Annotated in this window: 17 protein-coding genes and 1 pseudogene; 12 read left to right on the top strand and 6 right to left on the bottom strand. The window is 39.6% G+C overall.

Annotated features, from left to right (window positions below):
• From JWR61_RS15920 to JWR61_RS15895, 6 genes and pseudogenes are all read left to right on the top strand, one after another.
• The gene (locus tag JWR61_RS15920) at positions 1-1,896 is read left to right on the top strand and encodes a histidine kinase dimerization/phosphoacceptor domain -containing protein (RefSeq protein WP_301928737.1); all 1,896 of its coding nucleotides are present in this window, start codon (positions 1-3) and stop codon (positions 1,894-1,896) included.
• Between the two features lie 127 nt (positions 1,897-2,023).
• Positions 2,024-2,403, top strand: a pseudogene (locus JWR61_RS15915) (GxxExxY protein).
• Between the two features lie 111 nt (positions 2,404-2,514).
• Entirely contained in the window at positions 2,515-4,590 is a 2,076-nt protein-coding gene (locus tag JWR61_RS15910; RefSeq protein WP_301928736.1) for an ATP-binding protein, read from the top strand.
• Positions 4,591-4,817: 227 nt separating this feature from the next.
• Entirely contained in the window at positions 4,818-5,321 is a 504-nt protein-coding gene (locus tag JWR61_RS15905) for a hypothetical protein (RefSeq protein WP_301928735.1), read from the top strand.
• A 19-nt stretch (positions 5,322-5,340) separates the two neighbouring features.
• Positions 5,341-7,410, top strand: a complete 2,070-nt coding sequence (locus tag JWR61_RS15900; protein ID WP_301928734.1) for a tetratricopeptide repeat protein — start codon at positions 5,341-5,343, stop codon at positions 7,408-7,410.
• 410 nt (positions 7,411-7,820) lie between these two features.
• The gene (locus tag JWR61_RS15895; RefSeq protein WP_301928732.1) at positions 7,821-8,993 is read left to right on the top strand and encodes a hypothetical protein; all 1,173 of its coding nucleotides are present in this window, start codon (positions 7,821-7,823) and stop codon (positions 8,991-8,993) included.
• Between the two features lie 4 nt (positions 8,994-8,997).
• Here JWR61_RS15895 and JWR61_RS15890 read toward each other — a convergent pair whose 3' ends face one another.
• On the bottom strand, positions 8,998-9,873 hold the full coding sequence (locus JWR61_RS15890; protein ID WP_301928731.1) for an SdiA-regulated domain-containing protein: 876 nt from the start codon (positions 9,871-9,873) through the stop codon (positions 8,998-9,000).
• A 21-nt stretch (positions 9,874-9,894) separates the two neighbouring features.
• Entirely contained in the window at positions 9,895-11,160 is a 1,266-nt protein-coding gene (locus JWR61_RS15885) for a Pycsar system effector family protein (RefSeq protein WP_301928730.1), read from the bottom strand.
• Between the two features lie 298 nt (positions 11,161-11,458).
• Between JWR61_RS15885 and JWR61_RS15880 the strand changes: the two genes are divergently transcribed.
• Genes JWR61_RS15880 through JWR61_RS15870 form a run of 3 tightly spaced genes read left to right on the top strand, consistent with a single transcriptional unit; the run spans position 11,459 to position 14,271 of the window.
• On the top strand, positions 11,459-12,838 hold the full coding sequence (locus tag JWR61_RS15880; protein WP_301928729.1) for a sensor histidine kinase: 1,380 nt from the start codon (positions 11,459-11,461) through the stop codon (positions 12,836-12,838).
• Between the two features lie 18 nt (positions 12,839-12,856).
• Positions 12,857-13,231, top strand: a complete 375-nt coding sequence (locus tag JWR61_RS15875) for a response regulator (RefSeq protein WP_290338630.1) — start codon at positions 12,857-12,859, stop codon at positions 13,229-13,231.
• Positions 13,231-14,271, top strand: a complete 1,041-nt coding sequence (locus tag JWR61_RS15870) for an adenylate/guanylate cyclase domain-containing protein (RefSeq protein WP_301928728.1) — start codon at positions 13,231-13,233, stop codon at positions 14,269-14,271. The genes JWR61_RS15875 and JWR61_RS15870 overlap by 1 nt, the downstream gene beginning before the upstream one ends.
• Positions 14,272-14,413: 142 nt before the next feature.
• On the opposite strand, the gene JWR61_RS15865 is transcribed toward JWR61_RS15870, so the two are convergent.
• Positions 14,414-15,238 carry a universal stress protein gene (locus tag JWR61_RS15865; protein ID WP_301928727.1) on the bottom strand — a complete coding sequence of 275 codons (825 nt, stop codon included), beginning with the start codon at positions 15,236-15,238 and terminating at the stop codon, positions 14,414-14,416.
• 223 nt (positions 15,239-15,461) lie between these two features.
• On the opposite strand from JWR61_RS15865, the gene JWR61_RS15860 reads away from it, so the two are divergent.
• Together JWR61_RS15860 and JWR61_RS15855 are read left to right on the top strand one after the other, a co-directional pair.
• Positions 15,462-15,767: a DUF2752 domain-containing protein gene (locus JWR61_RS15860; protein ID WP_301928726.1), complete on the top strand. Its 306-nt coding sequence runs from the start codon at positions 15,462-15,464 to the stop codon at positions 15,765-15,767.
• Positions 15,764-16,117: an NINE protein gene (locus JWR61_RS15855; protein WP_290338635.1), complete on the top strand. Its 354-nt coding sequence runs from the start codon at positions 15,764-15,766 to the stop codon at positions 16,115-16,117. Before JWR61_RS15860 ends, JWR61_RS15855 begins: the two co-directional genes overlap by 4 nt.
• Before the next feature lie 75 nt (positions 16,118-16,192).
• On the opposite strand, the gene JWR61_RS15850 is transcribed toward JWR61_RS15855, so the two are convergent.
• The 3 genes from JWR61_RS15850 to JWR61_RS15840 all read right to left on the bottom strand — a co-directional run bounded on the left by JWR61_RS15850 (position 16,193) and on the right by JWR61_RS15840 (position 19,829).
• Positions 16,193-18,385: a radical SAM protein gene (locus JWR61_RS15850; protein WP_301928725.1), complete on the bottom strand. Its 2,193-nt coding sequence runs from the start codon at positions 18,383-18,385 to the stop codon at positions 16,193-16,195.
• Between the two features lie 163 nt (positions 18,386-18,548).
• Positions 18,549-18,956 carry a hypothetical protein gene (locus JWR61_RS15845; protein WP_301928724.1) on the bottom strand — a complete coding sequence of 136 codons (408 nt, stop codon included), beginning with the start codon at positions 18,954-18,956 and terminating at the stop codon, positions 18,549-18,551.
• A gap of 96 nt (positions 18,957-19,052) precedes the next feature.
• Complete coding sequence (locus JWR61_RS15840) at positions 19,053-19,829, bottom strand: DUF4197 domain-containing protein (RefSeq protein ID WP_301928723.1); 777 nt, start codon at positions 19,827-19,829, stop codon at positions 19,053-19,055.
• Positions 19,830-19,922: 93 nt separating this feature from the next.
• Between JWR61_RS15840 and JWR61_RS15835 the strand changes: the two genes are divergently transcribed.
• A complete protein-coding gene (locus JWR61_RS15835; RefSeq protein WP_301928722.1) occupies positions 19,923-21,068 on the top strand; it encodes an FAD-binding oxidoreductase in 1,146 nt (381 codons plus the stop codon).
• The last annotated feature ends 3 nt before the right edge of the window (positions 21,069-21,071 follow it).

Below are 21,071 nucleotides of genomic sequence, written 5' to 3'. Positions count from 1 at the left end.
ATGAAACGGATTAAAAGTTATTTACTCATCCTGTTTATCCTGTTTAGTTATCCCGTTGATTTATTAGGACAAAATGATACCATTCGTTTAAATAATTTTTGCGAGTTGGCCTTAAAATATGCTGAAGTTAACAGGGACAGCTCAATTTACTATGCAGATATTGCTTTTTCAACTGCAGAAAAACTGAATCAAAAATTTTACCAGGCAAGTATCCTGAGTGACCTCGGCTTTACATTGCTGAGTAACGGAGACTATGGAACCGCATTGACTAAATTGCTTGTTGCCAATAAATTAATTGAAGATAAAAATATTGCCAAGGACGTTATCATCACGCCCTTTTTCAGTAAGTATTTTACCAGCAGTGATCCAACAATAAACAGGATAATATTATTAGGCTATATAAAAAACAGCCTGGCTATGTTGTATGGCCGCACGGAAAATTTTGATAAACAGCTATCAGAACTAAAAGAAGCAAAGACAATAATCGAAACGGAAACGAATGATTTGAATTTAAGATGGACCATCAATAATAATATTGCCAACGCCTATTTAAATATGGGCAAATTGGATTCTGCTCTCTACTTTCAGCAAATTGTTTTGCCCGTTGAAAAACAAATGGAGAATAAAAACTATGGCGGCGCATCCAATAAAGCTATTGGCGATATACTTTTTAGAAAAGGAAATTTTGAAGATGCAAAAATCAATTACCTGTTAGCATTAGAGGTACTCAGGAAAAATCAAAATACATTTTATATAGCGCTGACCCAATTTGCATTGGCTGACACTTATCGAAAATTGGGCAGGGTTGATTCTGCTTTGTATTATGCTAAAGCAGGTGTTGCCAACTACAGATTGTTGGGTAGTAATGTTCCTGAAATGGAAAACGCATATACAGCCCTTGCTTTAAGTTTTAAAGATGAAAACAAGTATGACAGCGCCTTTTATTATTTGCAACTATCTAAAAAATTGAGTGATTCTCTCAATGGCAAAGAGATAAAAACATTGACTAATTTTCAAAATATTGGTTTCAAAGAGCAGCTGAGATTGAAGGAAGCGGAAGCTAAAAGAATTAGAATAAAAAGCAGGGCTCAACTACTGCTTTCATTATCTGCGTTACTGCTTTTTTCCATCATTGCCTTTGTATTATACAAAAGCAATAAAATAAAAGTGAAAGCTAACCTGGCTTTAAAAGATAAAAATGAGGAGATAGAAAAAACTGTAACAGAACTCAAAACTACCCAGGTATCGCTCGCTGCAAGAAATGCAGAAAATGAATTGTTATTAAAAGAGATCCATCACCGCGTTAAAAATAATCTCGAAGTAGTATCCAGTCTTTTGGCCTTACAATCCGCTCAAATTGACGACCCCTCTGTACAATCGGCTATGCTGGCAAGCCAAAACCGGGTACATTCAATGGGTATTATTCATCAAAAACTGTATCAGGGCGAAAATTTAGCAGCCATTGAAATGCGGGATTATTTTATCCATCTCAGTGAGAATATTCTCGATTCTTTCAACGCAGAAGGCCATATCAAAGTGGAATGTGATATGCCTAAATTGGTGTTAGATGTGGACACTGCTATTTCAGTTGGCCTTATCACCAACGAGCTATTGACCAATTCATTGAAATACGCTTTTAATGAAAAAGAAAACGGGGCAATCAAAATCAGTTTAACCGAAGAAGACAAAGCAGTGAATGCTGAAGGACTGCTTTTATTGAAAATTTCAGACAATGGTATCGGCAAATCAATCAATGAAAAAGCAACAGGCACAGGTTTCGGGACGCAATTAGTGAACCTTTTGACAAAACAACTGGATGGTAAATTAACCTATGAAATCAATAACGGAACGATTGTGACTTTGCTATTTAAGAAGCCTGCATCAGTAAGGGCATAGCGTTCAAAGCATATGGATCACTTCGGAAGTGGAAAGTGCTGAGGGGTTCGGCCGGAGTTTATAATTCAATTACCAAATATCTGAATCACGGATTTAAATTGATTAACTGATTGCACAGATTTATAGTATGACAGCAGAATTAAAATATAAAGAAATAACAGAAAAAATCATAGGCGCTTCCTTTGAGGTCCATAAGTTTTTAGGGAATGGGTTTCAGGAAGTAATTTATCAAAGAGCCCTGGCCTGGGATTTACTCAAGCCCGACTATCCTATGCAAGGGAGATTGAGCAGGAAATTTTTTATAAAGAATTGCAGGAACCGATTGGAACAAGAAGGGCGGACTTTGTTGTAGAAGGGAAAGTATTAGTGGAGTTGAAAGCGATCATACAATTTGAAGATGTGCATCTTGCCCAGATATTAAATTACCTGAAAGCCTACAAACTCGAAGTTGGGTTGCTAATAAATTTTGGAAGTAAAAGCTTAACCATTAAAAGAGTTGTACGCTAACATGAGATCAGTGAAATCCAAAAATCCATTTAAATCCGTGATTCAGATAAGTTATGATATTATAAAAACACATAGTAGTAAGTTGAAGATGGAAACAAAAGAAAACGAAGTATGTACATTCAAAATTCAATTGCCGATAGGATAAAAATGAAAATTCACCATAAATATTTAATGATCGCTTGCTTCTTATTGTTGCCGTTTTACAATAATGCACAAAACAATCCTTATTGGCAGGAACCTTCCCGTGAGCAGGTGGATAGCTTAAAAAAGATGTTAACTGTTTCTACAAATGACACGCTGAAAATGTATGTGGACAGGGAGATTGCATTGTATTACCAGGAAAGTAACCGGCCGGCAGCTTTACAATATTATGAGGAAATGCTGACACTGGCCCGCAAAACAAAACAACCTGTTTGGGAGGCCGAGGCATTGAGCAGGAACGGATACGTATCCTGTTCGATCCAGAACTATTCGGGTGGATTGAAATTTTTGCTCGTGGCCAGGTCATTGGCATCGCAGGACGGAATCGAAAAAGGTATGTGGCGCCCCGCCTTGTTGTCTTTTAAAAACGATGCATACCATGCCCGCATTACGGTGCTTGCCGGCATATACCAGCACCTGGCAATCGTTAACTATTTCACCGGCGAATATGCAAAATCCCTGCAGCTCCATCAAATTGTACATCAGTTAAACAACCAGCTTCAGGATGACGCTATGATGTCGTTATCATGGATGAATAGCGGGGAAGCTTATCGTGGACAGGGAAACCTCGATTCAGCGGAGTCTGCATTTAATAGATCTATCATTTATAGTGACAGATCAGGTCATAAAAAATACAAAGGCCTTACTTATTGGAATCTGGGTAAAGTATATGAACAACGGAATAAGCCCAAAGAAGCCAAAGAATTTTACAGGCGCAGCATAAAGAGCAATATTGAATCGGAAAGCCCGGATTTTGAAGGCATGGCCTACCAGTCACTGGCAGATATTTCACAAAGCGATGGGAATGCAGATTCTCTCTTTTATTTTTCCCGAAAGGCCTTAAACATCTATCACCACATTAACGACACCCTGGGTTTAATAGCAGCCAACTCATCGCTTTCCTCCGCTTTTGACAGGGTGCATCAAATGGACAGTGCATATCAATACCTTAAAAAGGCAATTGCCTTAAAGAATGGATTAAATAAAGAGGAAAGAATAAAGAGCTTCCAGGTAGCCGGGGTTAGTGAACAGCTAAAATTAGAAGAGCAAAAGGCAGAACAGTTGAGAACCATCTCAAGGATAAGAACCTATTCCTTTATTGCCGGAATTATCTTATTGATATTTATAGCCGCAATGTTGTATAGAAATTCACGACGCCAGCGAAGAGATAAAATTAAAATTGAGCAAGCCTATGCTGAATTGAAATCTACTCAGCAACAACTCATTCAATCAGAAAAAATGGCCAGCCTTGGCGAACTCACCGCAGGCATTGCACATGAAATTCAAAACCCGTTAAACTTCGTTAATAATTTTAGTGAGGTAAGCAATGAGCTGATTGATGAAATGAATGAAGAATTAAACAAAGGAGATATTGAAGAAGCAAAAATTATTTCGTCAGACATCAAACAAAATCTGGAAAAAATAAATCACCACGGTAAGCGGGCCGATGCCATCGTAAAAGGGATGCTGCAGCACAGCCAGAGCAGCAGCGGGAAAAAAGAATCCACCAATATTAATAAACTGGCTGATGAATATTTAAGATTGGCTTATCATGGTATAAGAGCAAAAGACAATTCCTTCAATGCCACTTTAAAAACAGATTTTGATGAAACCATTGGTCACATCAATATGATACCGCAGGATATTGGAAGGGTGCTATTGAATTTGCTCAACAATGCTTTTTATGCTGTCGATCAGAAAAAGAAATCAGGAATTGAGGGCTATGAACCAACTGTTTCAATAAGTACAAAAAAGTTAGCTGATAAAGTTGAAATAAAAGTAACAGACAATGGTAATGGCATCCCTCAAAAAATAGTAGACAAAATATTTCAACCCTTCTTTACCACCAAACCAACCGGACAGGGAACGGGCCTGGGCTTGAGTTTAAGCTATGATATCATTAAGGCGCACCGGGGTGAAATAAAAATGAATAATAAAGAAAATGATGGTACAATATTTACTATTCTTTTACCTGCTTTGCCTTAAATCCCCGGTATATTAAAAAAATTACAATAAAATGTAGTATGTTTATTGCACCTTTTAGCATCTCCACTATCTATATTTAAAACGCTTCTTTTCCGGCAAGATTAATCGTTACAACGGTTGTCCAAAAATACTGATGGCAAAATATTGGCCAGGAATACGGCAGCAAAAGCCAGTCGCCCGTATTGTTTTTACTTATTTTTCATAAGCAATCAATAAAACCATTCATCATGTATAAACAACACCTGCTAAACGCCATCGTGAAAGAAATGAAAATATGCAAAAGGCTTTATACAAAAATTCCGCACGATAAAATGGATTTTAAAACAAAGGAAGAACTGAGGAGTATACACGAGTTGCTGCAATATTTATGCATCATCGGAACAGCGCCGTTAGACTATTGGATGAATAAAAGTGATCTGCCCTTTAATACTTTTTTTGGCGAAGTAACTGCGGCTTCCAAAAAGCTGCCACACGAACAATTTCTTGCATTGATGGATGAACAGATTGACATCATCAATAAATTATTTACCCAGTTTACGGAAGATGATTTGTTTCATAAAGAAATTGTGTACCCCTGGGGCGAAAAGGGGCCGTTGGGAGAAGGCATTATTTCCACCTGCATTAAATTTATGGCAGCCTACAAGCTGCAGTTATTTTTACACATAAAATTGTGCAGTGATCAAAAATTGGGAACAGCTGATGCCTGGCTGTTAACTGATTTATCTTCCTAACACTGAACTGTCTACCGATATGGAAAATAAAGAAGGCTACGTTTCAGCATCAGAAAAAATAGACCAGCTAAATAAACTTGCGTGGGAAATACGTGTAGCAGACTCCACCAGGGCCCATGAACTTAGCAGGGAAGCCTTCCAGCTTGCTGAAGAAATAAATTATGTAAAAGGGAAGGCAGAAGGATACCGCACTTTTGCTTTCACGCTGATTCGCCTTTCAAAGCACCAGGAGGCGCTTGCGTATTGTGATAAAGCATTGCCTTTATTTGAATCACTGGATGATTTGAATGGTCAGACCTCAGTTTATGAATACAACGGTATTATACAACGTAGCTACGGAAATTATGCCGCTTCATTGGATTATCTTTTTAAAGCGTTAGCAATAAGACAGCAAACTGGTAATAAAGAGGGAGAGTCGCTTACTAGTTATCACCTGGGAGCAACCTATAAGTATTTGGGCGACTTTGAAACTGCACTCACTTATCTTCTGCAAGGCTTGTCCGTAGCCCGTGAGCATGACCTGCTTATGCCAAAATCATATTGTCTAAATCTAATCGGGCTCATTTATTTTGAAATGCGCGATTTTACCAACGCAATTGAATATTATCATGAGAGCCTGGACTCTCGTCAGATATTAGGCGACCAATGGGGACAAGCTGGATGCCTGGATAATATAGGCATCATACACTATAAATTAAAGGAGTATGATAAAGCACTTGAGTTTTGTTCAAGGGCATTGTCTATTTCTCATACCATAGGCGATAAAAAAGGCGAGGGAAATGCGCTCGTTAACCTGGGAAATATTTGTAAGGAGTTAGCAGATTACCAAAAAGCAAATACCTACTATAATGAAAGTTTAGCCATCCGGAAGGTTATTCAGGATAAAAGAGGACAGGCTGAAGTAATGTTGTTTTTGGCAGAACTTCAATTAACAGAAAGTATTACTGAGCAACTTTGCAACAAGGTAGTTGCGTTACTGAATCATGCGTTGCAGTTGGGGGAAGAAATCAAAGCCCTTGATTTGCTTGCTAAAATTCATTTAGGATTCTATGAAGCCTGTAAACAATTTAATCTTCACCAGGAAGCGCTTGCACACATTGAAATCTATATTAGTCTTTATAAACAGATTCATACAGATAGTCTGAATCAAAAAATTCAACACCTTGAGATTTCTCATAAAGTAGAAAACGCAAAAAATGAGGCGGAAATATATCGGTTGCGCAATGTAGAGCTGGCTGGTTTATACGAAGAAACCAACCGGCAAAAAGAAGAAATACAAACAACCCTTACGGAACTGAAAGAAACCCAATCACAATTAATTCAGCGTGAAAAAATGGCAAGCCTTGGAGAGCTTACTGCTGGCATAGCACATGAAATCCAAAACCCGTTGAACTTTGTCAACAACTTTTCAGAAGTTAATAAAGAAATTCTGGCTGAAATGAAAGATGAACTGGAGAAAGGAAATATTGATGAAGCTAAAACACTGGCAGATGATGTAATAGCTAATGAAGAAAAAATAAATCATCATGGCAAACGTGCTGATGCGATTGTAAAAGGAATGTTGCAGCATTCCAGAAGCAGTAATGGGGCAAAAGAGCCCATTGATATCAATAGGTTAGCTGATGAATATTTGAGACTGGCCTACCACGGTATGCGGGCAAAAGACAAATCTTTCAATGCTACTGTAAAAACACATTTTGATGAAAGTATTGGCAACATCAATATCATTCCGCAGGATATTGGAAGAGTGATATTGAATTTACTTACCAATGCATTTTATGCAACGAACGAAAAAGCCCTGTCGGCGGTTGCAACCCCGGCAGCGGCTAAATATGAACCAACTGTTTCAGTAAGTACAAAAAAATCAGGTGATAAAGCTTTAATCAGCGTAAACGACAATGGCAACGGCATTCCGGAATCAATAAAAGATAAAATCTTCCAACCATTCTTTACTACCAAACCCACCGGACAGGGAACGGGTTTAGGCTTATCATTGGCCTACGATATTGTAAAGGCACACGGCGGAGAATTGAAGGTGGAGACGACGGAAGGTAACGGAAGTAAGTTTATCATTCAATTGCCAAATTAAAAGGCAGAAATTAAAAACGTGTTCCATCACAATTCTGCCCTTGTTGTTGGGGGAACGATTTTTTAAACAGGCAGGCGGGACAAACCTAATACGGGATAACATTCAACATAAAATGGCAATTGCAAAAGATGATAAAAGCCGTTAGCTCATTGTGACAGCATTAGCGAAGCGTTGTAAAGGTTTCAATTTTAGCTCCACTAAGCTTTATAGAGGCAAAGCGCTGAAATTAACCACTGCTACCCCACCGGCAAGGCTGAAGGAAGAAGCCTGGTGAAAGAAAAGGACTGACAAATATAGACGGATACCAGCCGTGATAGCCGGTAGGTAAACGTATCCTGTTTAAAGATGGCTATTTCTTTTATGCAATAAATACGGTAACTTTAGAAGAGTTGTTTCCTTAAAAATTGCGTATGAAAGACGACCCCTCCAAAAACAACTTATCCATTAGCAAGCACAACGATTCATTTTCAATTATCAAATACATACAAATGAAAATATTTCTGCGGTCCATGACTGCTGCCGGTTTGCTTTTTATTGCTATTTGCACCCGGTGCCAACCGCCTTCGTCTGTGACAGCATCGCTAAAAAAAGTTTCCCCCGGCTTGTTTGACAGCGACCAGGTACTGGAAATTACCCTCTCCGGCAACCTTCGTGACTTGCTAAATGACAGAACAGAAAACCCCCGGTTATATCCAATTAACATTGCCTGCCGGCAGGATGACAGCTCAGAAGTAACGCTTAATGCCCAGGGAAAAACCCGCGGACATTTTCGTAAGCTGAAAGAGAATTGTTTGTATCCGCCTTTGTCAATACATTTTACACAAAACGATCTTTTTAAATTATCTGTGTTTAAAGACCAGGATAAAATAAAACTGGTAATGCCCTGCCAGGGCGACGAATATGTGATAAGGGAATGGCTGGCGTACAAACTATATAACCTGGTTACGCCTAAAAGTTTTAGGGCGAGGTTGGTAAAAATAAATATGCTGGATAATAACGGCAAAAAAATGGCAGCGTCATTTTTTGCCGTTTTCCTGGAAGAAGAAAAGCAAATGGCTAAAAGAAATAACAGCATTCCGCTATCAAAAAAATTACAACCAGAAGATACCGAGACCGATTCGTTTTTAATGATGTCAGTTTTTGAATACCTCATTGGTAATACAGATTGGTCGGTTCAATACCTGCAGAATATTAAACTGATAGCCGCCGACTCCAATGCAATACCAGTAGCCGTTCCATACGATTTTGATCATGCCGGAATCGTGAACACGCCCTATGCAAAACCGGCAGAAGAACTACTGATGAATAGTGTAAGGGAGCGGCGGTACAGAGGCTATTGCATAAACAATTTTTCAAAATTCGACAGTGCTGTTGCTGTATACAACCGTATTAAAAACGACATCTATTCAATTTATACAAACTGTACTTTGCTGGATGAAAAATATAAAAAAACTACCCTTAAATACCTGGATGAATTTTATGCCGTAATAAACAACGCAGCCAAAATGAAAAAAGAATTCGGTTATCCCTGTGATAAAAACGGTACCGGTAATGTAGTGATAAAAGGGCTGAAAGAAGATTGAATGGTTATTTTACAATACCGCCGGGCAAGTACTTAAAAAACAATACAGTCGCTGCTCCTTCGCCGCCTTCGTTGCTGATATACAAATCGCCCCTGCTGTTAAAACTGATTCCTTCCGGTTGATTAAACAGCGCCGGGTTGAGTTTAAAATAGGTTTTAACTTTCCAATCTCTGTCTAACAACAGCAACAGTTTATTTACTGATGAGATGATAAACCATTCCTTTGTTACAGGATGCTTTGCAATTCCGGATGGATGAAATTTAATTTTTCCATCCTCACCCTTTGCCTGTATAGCCGATATATCTATCTTAAAAGAACTTAGCAGACGCAATGAATCCGATGCTGCCAACTGCAATTTGTAAACAGAAACTTCCTTTTTCTGCTTATCCTCCGGGCAGTTTTTACATAACGTGATAAGTGTACTATCATCGGCAAACAAACCTTCATATTCGCCTTCCGGCAAAATATGGTCGTAAACCTTTACACTGTCAATCTTTTCATTTTGCAAAGCCGCTTCACGAAAAAGAAAAACTGAACCATCGCTTTTTAGTACAGCAACCTGGTTGTTTTTTAAAATGGTCACATCTTCATAATCTCCCTTCTTTGCAAATTTCAAATACCGGAGCGCTTTGTCGTTCATTGAAAAAGAAAACAGTTTTCCATCTTCATCCTCAATAGCCAATAATGAACTGTCGTTTTTTTTATCAACTGCAATCCCTGAAATTTCATGTAAAACTGCTGGCAATGTTTTTTTTGAAGGGCGGGTAAAGTCGTACCCCGCCGGGCTCCCAAATTGTGCGGAGCTGTTACAATTGGCACATACCAATACTACCATTAAACAAAAAAAACTGTTTGCTGATAGTAAGATAGGTTTAAGCATACGTGCATGTTAATAGTACTGTTACCTGTAAACAATAGCAGAGATGGCATACGCAACCACAGCTGCAATAAGGCCGTACATAAAAATGGTGTACGAAATCCGCAATAAGCGATATTTGCGGCCCAGCACTTTTCCCTGCCAGAAAATGTCCTTTGTAAGACTGCCGTATAAAAATTCGCTGTCACCCATCATCGCCTTGATACCTTCGTTGTACTCCCTGAAATTCATCTTGTAAAAGCTGCCGAAATACAACAGGTTGACCGATTTCTTTTCTACCTGCTCTTTGGTAAATTCGCCATCTCCAATATGTGGGCGGGTGGCCAGTACAGAATAAATAATAGTAGTTACACTCACCGCCAGCAAAATAAACGAGGGTATCAGCACATGCGGATTTTCATCCGGATTTTTTAAAACCAATCCCAGTAAAACAGAAAGAATAATAGAGTTTACCGTAATCATTATATGGGCCTTATTATCCGCCATTACACTTATCCGCACATTATTGGCCGATGATATCCTGAACATGGTTTCAATCCCTTTTACAGGCTTGTCTTTTTCTTTTATTTTATTTTTCTTTCCTGGGATGCCGCTATCTGAGGCACTACCAGCCCCGCTCAATGGTTCTGCAGCCGCCAGTTGCAGTTCCAGCAATTTTTCCTGTTGTTTACTTTTTAACCAGGCGAGGTTTTGCGCCTTGGTTTCATTGAGTAACTCCTGGCAATAAGTTGTATGGTACCGGTGATTTTCAAGCAGGCTGACGGACGAGGCCCGCCAGGCAATCCCGTCTATTTTTGTGTTGGTTCTTGCTTCTGTTTCCTTTTTCAGTTGTTTGTTTTTTTCTTTAAACTCAGCAGTGCCAAGGTTAAACAAATCGGCATCGCAAACAATCTGTTCTTCCAGTGTCTGTGGCTGCTGCGGCATTTTTGTCGACAATATGCATCGTTTAATGGTGGCGATATCATCCTCTGCTGCACCGGCCTGGTGAAAAAATTCATCCGCCAGCGCCGCACTTTTATCTTCGTGCAATAAGTCACCGGGCACCAGTATACCGGAATCATGAAAACAAGCCGCTGCGCAAACAACGAAGAATAACTGATCATTCAGCTGATAATGTGCCCCAATTTTTTTCGCATTGGACAGCACCTCCATGGCATGCTGATAGTTATGATAGTACAAGTTTTTTGCAGCATTGAGCCTGTACAATTCACTGATATAATTTTCCGCCTTATTTAAAATTTCACCGTACTGCATGTTGTGTATAATATCAGGGATGGTTGATTGCCGCATTTCAAATCTTCATATTCCGGTATAAATATATTAATATCGTGTGATTAAAATCAATTAAAAAACCAAAGAGCCTGTTTACTTTAACGAGTTTGTATAACGAGGTAAACAAAATGACAGGACTGATAGAATCCAGGCAGAGACGCTTAATATATAAACAAAGCCTTTACGTTCTAGTTGTTTGGCTGATAAGCTTTTTGCATAAGCAAAAGGTGCTTTATTTTCTTTAATTTAGTTGCACAAATGGCAGTTACGGTTATCACCTTTTTTTCCGTGAAGCAGTTAACACAATAAGACACCAATGGATTTACAGATTTTTATTGCATTTTTTATCATCCTGCGGCTGCGCAAAAAATTTAAGACAAAAACAGCGTTCCCCCAATGGGAAAAAATACTGCTTGGGCTTATGTTTGTGTGCATTGCGCTATTTACGGTGCAGGCTTCATTTAATTTTTTAAAGCCGCTTTCCGGCTGGATTGCAAATGGCGTAGTGGCCGTTGTTTTGGGGATCATTTATTTAAATGATGAATTTAGTTCCGAGCGGCCTACGATGTTTGCAGTACTGCCGTTGATTTTAGTAAGTTTTGTAGAAGACGTTTTTAAATTGATCAGCATTTCATTTTACAATAAGATTCATTACTTTTTTGAAGCCGCCAGTTTTTTTGCTTTTATCTGGATGATAGCCTTGCTAATCATCAATAACAAACAACGAAAGGCACTTATAAAAGAGCAATCAAAAACGCACGAAGAAGAGCAGAAGAATAAATTCATGGCTTCCATGAAAGCCCAACTGGAAATACAAGTGGCAGAACGCACAGCAGAGCTGACCAGTCAAAAAGAAACGCTGGAAGAGGCATTGACTGAATTAAAGACCACCCAGGCGCAGCTGATTCAATCAGAAAAATTGGCATCGCTGGGCGAACTAACAGCCGGCATAGCTCACGAAATTCAAAACCCGTTAAACTTCATTAATAATTTTTCGGAAGTAAACACTGAACTCATTGAAGAGATGAAGGAGGCGATCGCCAAAGGAGATTCGGAAGAAGTACTTGCCATTGCTGCAGACATTGCGGCAAATGAGCAAAAAATAAATCATCATGGTAAAAGGGCGGATTCAATTGTGAAAGGCATGCTGCAGCACAGCCGCAACAGCAATGGTATTAAAGAACCAACCGATATCAACAAACTGGCAGATGAATATTTAAGACTGGCCTATCATGGTTTGCGGGCAAAAGACAAATCGTTCAACGCCGCAATGAAAACAGATTTTGACCGCTACATCCCTCCCATCAACGTAATTCCTCAGGATATTGGCCGCGTAATTTTAAACTTAATTACCAATGCGTTTTACGCGGCCTCACAACCTTCTGCATTACCGGACAATACAGTTGCAGCAAATCATAAAACGCCGACAGTTTGGGTTACTACGGCGCTGATACCGCCAACAGAAGACGAAGGAACCCTTGTTTCCCTTACGGTGAGAGATAACGGGCCCGGCATTCCGGCAAATATTATGGATAAGATATTTCAACCGTTTTTTACCACCAAACCCACGGGCCAGGGCACCGGGCTTGGCTTAAGTATGAGTTATGACATCATTACCAAGGGGCATGGCGGCCAATTGACCGTTCATACATCAGAAGGAACAGGAACAGAATTCACTATATTATTACCAGCATAAATTCTATATATTTAACCAATGAAAATATTAGTAGTAGATGACGAACGGGATATTCAAACCCTGTTTGAGCAACGGTTCAGAAAAGAGATAAAAGACAAATCGCTTGAATTTGTTTTCGCATTTTCAGGTGAAGACGCTTTGATATATTTAAATCAACACGAGCATGAAGCCGTATTAATTTTAAGCGATATCAATATGCCTGGCATGAGTGGGCTGGAATTACTGGGACACATCAAACAAAAATACCACAAACCACCTCCAATGGTGATGATGATTACTGCTTACGGTGACGCAGAAAATTTTAATATGGCCAAACAACTGGGTGCCGACGATTTTTTAACCAAGCCGGTTGACTTTACTTTATTAAAAGAAAAATTTAAATTGATTTACTGATGGCAAAAATATTGGTAGCAGATGACGAGGCCGATTTGGAAATGCTCATCAAACAAAAATTCAGGCAGAAGATAAGGGAACAGCAATACGAATTTATTTTTGCTGCCAATGGCAATGATGCCCTGGATAAAATACAGCAGCACCCGGATGTTGACATTGTATTGAGCGACATTAATATGCCGGAAATGGATGGCCTGACATTACTCAGCAGGCTCAACGAATCAAGCCCGCTTATAAAATCGGTCATTGTTTCGGCATATGGCGATATGGAAAATATTCGCACGGCAATGAACCGCGGCGCTTTCGATTTTATAACCAAACCAATTAACTTTGAAGACCTCTCGCTCACGATTATAAAAACAATTAAACATGTTACCCAGTTAAGGGAAACGCTGAAAGCCATCAAAGAAAATAACATCCTTAAAATGTATGTGGACGAAACCGTGCTGAATTTTATGGGAAGTCATGAATTTGAATCATCACTTACTGCCAATGAAACGATTGACGCCACTGTTGTTTTTATGGATATCTGCAGCTTTACTTCCATCAGCGAAACCGAATCGCCCGATACCGTTGTTAAATTATTGAATAAATATTTCGACGTGATGGTTAAAGAAGTAATCGCAAATGAGGGCTACATCGATAAATTTATTGGAGATGCTATAATGGCTGTGTTCAGGGGCAAGTACCATTTAGACCGGGCGATTGATGCCTGCCTGGCCGCAAAAGCACAGGTAGAAAAGTTGCCGTCACTTAACGATAAAGTTACATTTACGCCGAAGGTTTCCATCGGTATCAACAGCGGTGAGATGATTTCCGGCAACATCGGTGCAGCCAGTCTGCGCAGGCTGGATTATACGGTTATTGGTGATACTGTTAATACAGCACAGCGACTGCAGGCCGCTGCCACTCCAGGCCAGATATTAATCAGCGAACAGACCTATGAAAAAATAAAGGAGTCTTTTAACTGCCGTAAAGTAGGAGAAATTTCGCTTAAAAATAAAGCACATCCGATGAATGTGTATGAGGTACTGGATTGATTTGTTTATCTCGGCCTGTAAATGAATTCTACCATTTTTCACAAAATTAATTGAAGCTGATGTAGGGAAAAGAGTCAGTTATATGGCTGCTCATTGCTGCACCATCATGACTCTATTGTCATCCACAAATTGGTATTGTTCTTTACTCATGTATACACAGTATTGGTATGGTGGTATGATATAACAATTGTTGCGTTTGGCTGCGGGTGAATATTTTTTGTACCACAGAGTGTTTTTTGGGTATCACTACAATCCAGTCTAATTTAGAATGAATTGCAAAATTGTTTAGTCCGTTGATAACATCGGCAGACTCTATGCTGTGATATTCTGGTTTAAGTTCCTTCAGCATTTCAGATAACACAAAACTTTCTTTTAGCATCCCTGGTTGAAAATGCATGTTCTCAAAATCTACATTTAATACATGCAGCTCTGCCCTGAAATCTGTTACGATTTTTTTGAGCAGTGCTAATGGCGTAGACTCTACGACTTTTTTATAATCACAGGCCAGTCCTATTTTCCGGATGGGAATAAACTCAGCTTTGGGCGGCACTACCAGTATCGGGTATTTTAAATAGTGAATTGCCTTGATGGTGTTACTGCCTACAATCAAACGGGTAAGTGCGTTCTTGCCTGAGAGGCCCATCACAACAAGACTGGGGTTGATTTCAGCACACAAGGTCTGCAGGCCAGTTTCGAGTGTGATCATTTCTGCTTTTATATTAATGTTGATGCTGCCACGCACCTTTGCCTTTGTGTTTTCTTTAAGAATTTCCAGCTCATGAATGGCTGCTTTTTGCATTTCGCCCACATCAAATACCGGGTAGGCATATTCACTTAATGCAACCGGAATTTCGTACGCATTGTACAGCAATAGATCGGCACCATAAAACGCGGCCAGGTTGCCGGCAAACTCAGCTGCGTTGGCAGCTGTTGTTGAAAAATCTACAGGAACTATAATCGCTTTCATGATAAACTTTTTAGGATTTAAAAGTACCATTATATACAGCCTGATCCCAATGATATCAATCACCGCACAATATGATTTTTATTAAAAGCATATGTATGATGCTGGTACCGTTCGTAAAATAAAATCAGGGTTGCATACATATAAAAGGTATTTTTATTAAACATTGCTAATCCTTTTATTTGCCTTACACTTTGTAATCAAAATGCAATAACAAGATTTTAAAATGGATACATTAATAAAACGGGCAAAACATTTTTTAAGTAAAAATTTTGAACGATTGTTCTGGTGCCTGTCGCTGTTACTGATGTTTTGTATGCGCCCGGAGCGCAGTGCTCCCACGCTCTGTATTTTCAGCAGGCTCAATATACACGCATGCCCCGGATGCGGAATAGGCCATGCTATACATGACGCCCTCCACCTGCAATTGGTTTCATCTTTTCACCATCACCCGCTTGGGATACTGGCCGTGATTATTATTTGTCATCGTATAGTACAACTTTCATTAAAACCAAAATTGATATTGACATGAGCACCAATTTAATTACACTGATACCTACCATTGAACCTGATGAACTTGCCTTTTTAAAGGCTTTTACAAAAGATCTTCCGGAAGATAAACTGCATCTTTTTATTTCGCTGTACAATGCAAAACGCAAACGATCAGAAACCATCTTAATTTGTTGCGTACTTGGTTTTGTAGGTTTTGCCGGCATTCAGCGGTTTGTTGCCGGACAAATTGGAATGGGCATCCTTTATTTTTTTACCGCGGGTCTTTGTTTTATTGGTACCATTGTAGATACCATCAACCACAAAGAACTAACATTTGAACTGAATCAAAAAATGGCTATAGAGGCAATGGGAATGGTAAGGGGTTTTTAAGAAAAGCAGGAGCTTTTTTCCCTGGTATTGTCTGAGCTGCTGCTTTATTTCGAAGACCATTTGAACGGCCACTCTTTAAAGCTGCAGCAAGCCAAAACGATACAAACTATTCACGGGTTTGTTGTCCCAAAAAAGTTCAAAGTCTTCCAGGTTGTTTACTTCATAGTTTTCCTTTACCTGCTGCAGCGTATACACGTCATTGTTATGTACTGACAGTTTTTCCAGCATGGCTGCGAGCCAATCGCCTTGTAGTTCATTTACTTTAATGCTAACTGTTTCTTTTTTATTCTGAAAAATCAATTCGGTCATCGGCCAATGATTTCCTTTTTTTGATTTGGTAAAATGCACTACCCGAGGCCTTGTGCCCAGCCAGGTAATTTTTGCGCCGGGCTTTGCTGTAGTGGGTTCCTGTTGTTCCAGTGCCTGTACAATATAATCAGGTGGTACGCTTGTCCTGGGCACTTTAAACTCAAACCATTTTTGCAGCGGATAGTCAAAACAGGCGCCATGCATATAATTTAGCAACGATTTTTTTAACCCAAAACTAAACGCAGGATGATCAGCACCTGTTGGATCGGTGTGTTCAATATCATTATTGGCGAAACTGCCTGTCACCTCGCTCATTTTTTTCACTTTATATTTTTCAGGCTCCAACCCTACCGGGCTGTGTGCCGTCATGGTAAACTGGTGCCAGAAGGCAGATTGCAAAATCCCTGCTTCAAAAAGCTGCCTTACCATTTCCAATGAATCAATCGTCTCCTGTGCCGTTTGCGTTGGAAATCCATACATCAGGTAGGCATGTACCATAATACCGGCTTCCGAAAAATGCTTATTTACTTTTGCCACCTGTGCCACGGTTATGCCTTTTTGTATCAGTGCAAGCAGGCGGTCAGAAGCCACTTCCAGTCCGCCCGAAACTGCAATGCAACCTGAAGCCTTCAATAACAGGCATAAATCCCTGGTGAAACTTTTTTCAAAACGAATATTCGTCCACCAGCTGACAGTTAGTTTTCTTTTGATGATTTCAATAGCCAGCGCACGCATCAGGGCAGGCGGCGCAGCTTCATCCACAAAATGAAAACCGTTCTGACCGGTTTGCGCAATGATTGTTTCCATACGGTCGCAAAGCAATTGCGCCGCGATAGGTTCATATAGTTTTATATAGTCGAGTGAAATATCACAAAAAGTACATTTGCCCCAATAGCAGCCGTGCGCCATGGTGAGCTTATTCCAGCGTCCATCGCTCCATAAACTATGCATGGGATTGATGACTTCAATGGCGGAAATATATTTATCAAGCAACAGATCGCTATAGTCCGGTGTACCAACCTGTCCTTGTTTATAATCGCTGCAGGCTGCATTATTGATATAAGTTACCTGGCCGTTCACCAAGGTAAAAGTCCGCTTCAGCTTGTCAATGGCTATTTTACCATCCAGGTAGAGCAACAGGTTTTCTACCGGCGCTTCACCATCATCGAGTGTAATAAAATCATACATTTCAAACACCCTTGCATCGCTCAGAGAGCGGAGTTCTGTATTGGCAAAACCTCCTCCCATAGCCACTTTCACGCCGGGATATTGTTTTTTTATAAACTGCCCGCAGCGAAGCGAAGTATACAGGTTACCCGGAAACGGGACTGAAATAGCAACCAATGATGGGTTGATTGCATCCATCTTATTTCGCAGAATTTCAATCAGCAATTCATCAATATAGGTATAGTCTTTTTGCAGTTCGGCATATAGTTCATCAAAACTGTTGGCGCTTCTTCCTAACTTTTCAGCATACCTGCTAAAACCAAAATGCACATCCACGCACTCTGTTATTAAATCAGATAAATCTTCCAGATACATGGTTGCCAGGTGCTTTGCTTTATCCTGGATGCCCATACTGCCAAAAGCCCATTTCAAATCATCCAGTTGTGCAAAACGACTGGCCTCAGGCAAAAAATTTCTGTTGCCGATAAGATGTGACAGCGTTGAATTTTTTCCCTGCAAAAACAAAATAACCGCATCAATGGTATTAATATACTCCTGCTGCAACGCAATTATCCTGCAGCCATTCTCCGACCATTCTTTGTCGGGAATGACGCTGAATAAATGTGTCAATCCTTCTTTACAAAAAATAGCCAATGTTACTTCAATACCCAAATCGGCCTGGAAGGAAGGAATATTTTTTGTATTTAAAAAACCCTTGAGGTAAGCCGTAGCAGGATAAGGCGTATTTAATTGCGTAAACGGTGGTGTTATAAAAAAAACGGGAGCGCTCAATGATGTGTATTTGTGTGCAAAATTATCGGTTAAAAATTAAATGCCGGTTGATTGCATTTGCATATTCCATTATTCAGTTTTTGGTGACGAAAGCTTAAATAAGATTACCGGAATTGATTAAAGTTGTTTTTTAATGAAAATAGGAACATCAAAAAATAAGTATTCAGCTGGTTTTAATCATGGTATAAGTAAACCTTGCATGTTTTTTCCAACTTCCTTTTTTGGTTTTTTTACCCTTCCATTTTGATTGTGCTTCAAGGGTATTTTTATCTATCATTCTTAGAAAACAATACATCTCCTGCCAGTTTTTCTGATTACCTGTACCAACATTTGTAAATGTTCCCCAACACCAAAGTGTGGGTGAATAAGATGTATCAAGGGAATAATACATTAAGTTTCCGTTGTAATAGTTTTTCCCGTTTTTCCAATAATATAATTTATAGTGAGCACTATCTGTAAATACAAAGCTGATGCTATCTGAAAATGTCTGCTTATTGTATGTCCAGGATATCCCAATAAGATCATTATAGTTGACTTGTTGACCGAAAATTTTATTGAGATTGTTAAACATATAAACAGAAGGCCAACTTTCATATTGGCTAAGGTAATAAAAAAGGCTGCTAACTGCAGCCCTTTTAAAATGATTCAGATTAGATTAAAAAGTTAGTTACTTACTGCCCCCAAACACCGACTTCAAAATACCTGTAACCTGCGCTGCAGGGTCTTTCCGTATCTTTTGTTCCTGCAGACTGATGTTTAAAAATAAACCGCTCAACGCTTTTTCGGTAACATATGCAGTAAGATCAGGATTTACCTTGCTGGCAGAAAATTTATTGTAATTGCTGAATACATCTTTCCAATATTTGGTTGCATCTACCTTTACAAGGCTGGCTTCAATTACTGGTCTGAATTTTTCAGTCAGCTCCATGGTAGTTGTTTTCCTCAGATAATCCGTGGCAGCAAAGTCACCACCCTTCAAAATTCCCAAACCGTCACTAACACTCATTTGTTTTATGGAGTTCCAGAAAATATTTCCAACACCACTTGCTGCATCTTCCGCTGCCCGGTTCATTGAAAGAATGGCTTTATCTACTAAACTTCCCATCCCCAAATTACGTAAGTTTTTTTCTACCTTCTGGGCTTCTGCCGGCATTAAAATTTTTATAGCGGCATCGCCAAAAAACCCATTCACAGCACTTAGTTTTTTACTACTGCTGTCGGTACCAACCCGCAAGGCTTCTTTTAAACCGGCAATAATATCGTCATTACTCAGCCCCTTTCCCAAACCTGACGAGCCCGAACCTGGTGTCACCTTATCCAGCAAACTTTTTCCGGAGGTACTATCTTTTTTGGTAACCTTGTTCATGAGGCCTTTAAGCCCCTGCGCATGAGCTGCCGTAACGAGCCATGTAATTGCAATAAAAATGGTAGTGATTTTTTTCATATAATATTTTGATTAGTAGGACAAATTTAGTGGTGTAACGTTTAATGTACTTATTTAGTTTCTACCTTTATCTTTTTTAACAATTCTTACTACATGCCGCAGTTATCTTTTTGGGAGAAGGAAAGTTTTTTTGCACCACAGGATGTTATCATCGTTGGCAGTGGATTTGCCGGGTTATGGAGTGCGCTGAAACTAAAAGAAAAAAATCCCGGTTATAAGATAACGATCCTTGAAAGAGGCGTAATACCAACAGGGGCAAGCACCCGCAACGCCGGCTTCAGCTGCTTTGGAAGCCCGGGAGAATTGATAGCAGATGCGATAACCATGGGAGAAGAAAACATGTGGCAACTCGTTGAAATGCGCTATAAGGGACTGCAGCAAATAAGACAATATTTTGATGATGCTGCTATTGATTATGATCCGTGCGGCGGCTATGAATGCTTTTCGGAACACTCAGCAGACTGGCATGAATGTGCCAACAAACTTGACTGGCTTAACAGCGGACTGCATACAATTACCAGCCACGAAAATTTATTTAAAATTGCTGATGAAAAAATAACTGAATTTGGGTTTAAAGATTTCACTCACTTAATAGAAAATGAGCTGGAAGCGGGAATTCATTCGGGGAAACTGGTGCAGGCTTTACTGCAAAAAGTACAGGGAATGGGAATACAGGTTTTAACTAACATTGAAGTAAAGCATTTTGACAAACATTCCAGAGGAATACAATTACATGCCATTGCAGGCAACGAAAAAATAGAGCTTTCTTTTTATACAAATCAACTTCTGCTTTGTACCAACGCCTTTACAAAACAGCTGTTACCGCAGATAGATATCGTGCCAAACCGCGGCCAGGTGCTTATTACAGCACCTATCGCCAATCTTAAATTTAAAGGTACGTTCCATTTTGACCAGGGCTATTATTACTTCAGAAACGTAGGCAACCGGTTGTTGTTAGGCGGCGCCAGAAATAAAGATTTTGATAATGAGAATACCCTGGAGATGGAGACTACCTCTTTAATACAAACCGCCTTGCAGGATTTTATTGCACAACACTTACTTCCGGAAACCAATTATACTGTTACTGATAACTGGAGCGGTATTATGGCAATGGGCAGTGAGAAAAAACCGCTGATTCAGCAAATAGAAAGTGACGTTTTTTGCTGTATACGTATGAGCGGAATGGGTGTTGCCCTTGCACCCGAAGCCGCCCGGAAAATCGCCTGCATGATGAATTAAATA

The organism is Ferruginibacter sp. (assembly GCF_028288465.1).
In the GTDB taxonomy this organism is placed as follows: Bacteria; Bacteroidota; Bacteroidia; order Chitinophagales; family Chitinophagaceae; genus Ferruginibacter.
Note: the sequence above shows the minus strand (reverse complement) of the source record. Positions and strands in the feature narration are given on the sequence as shown.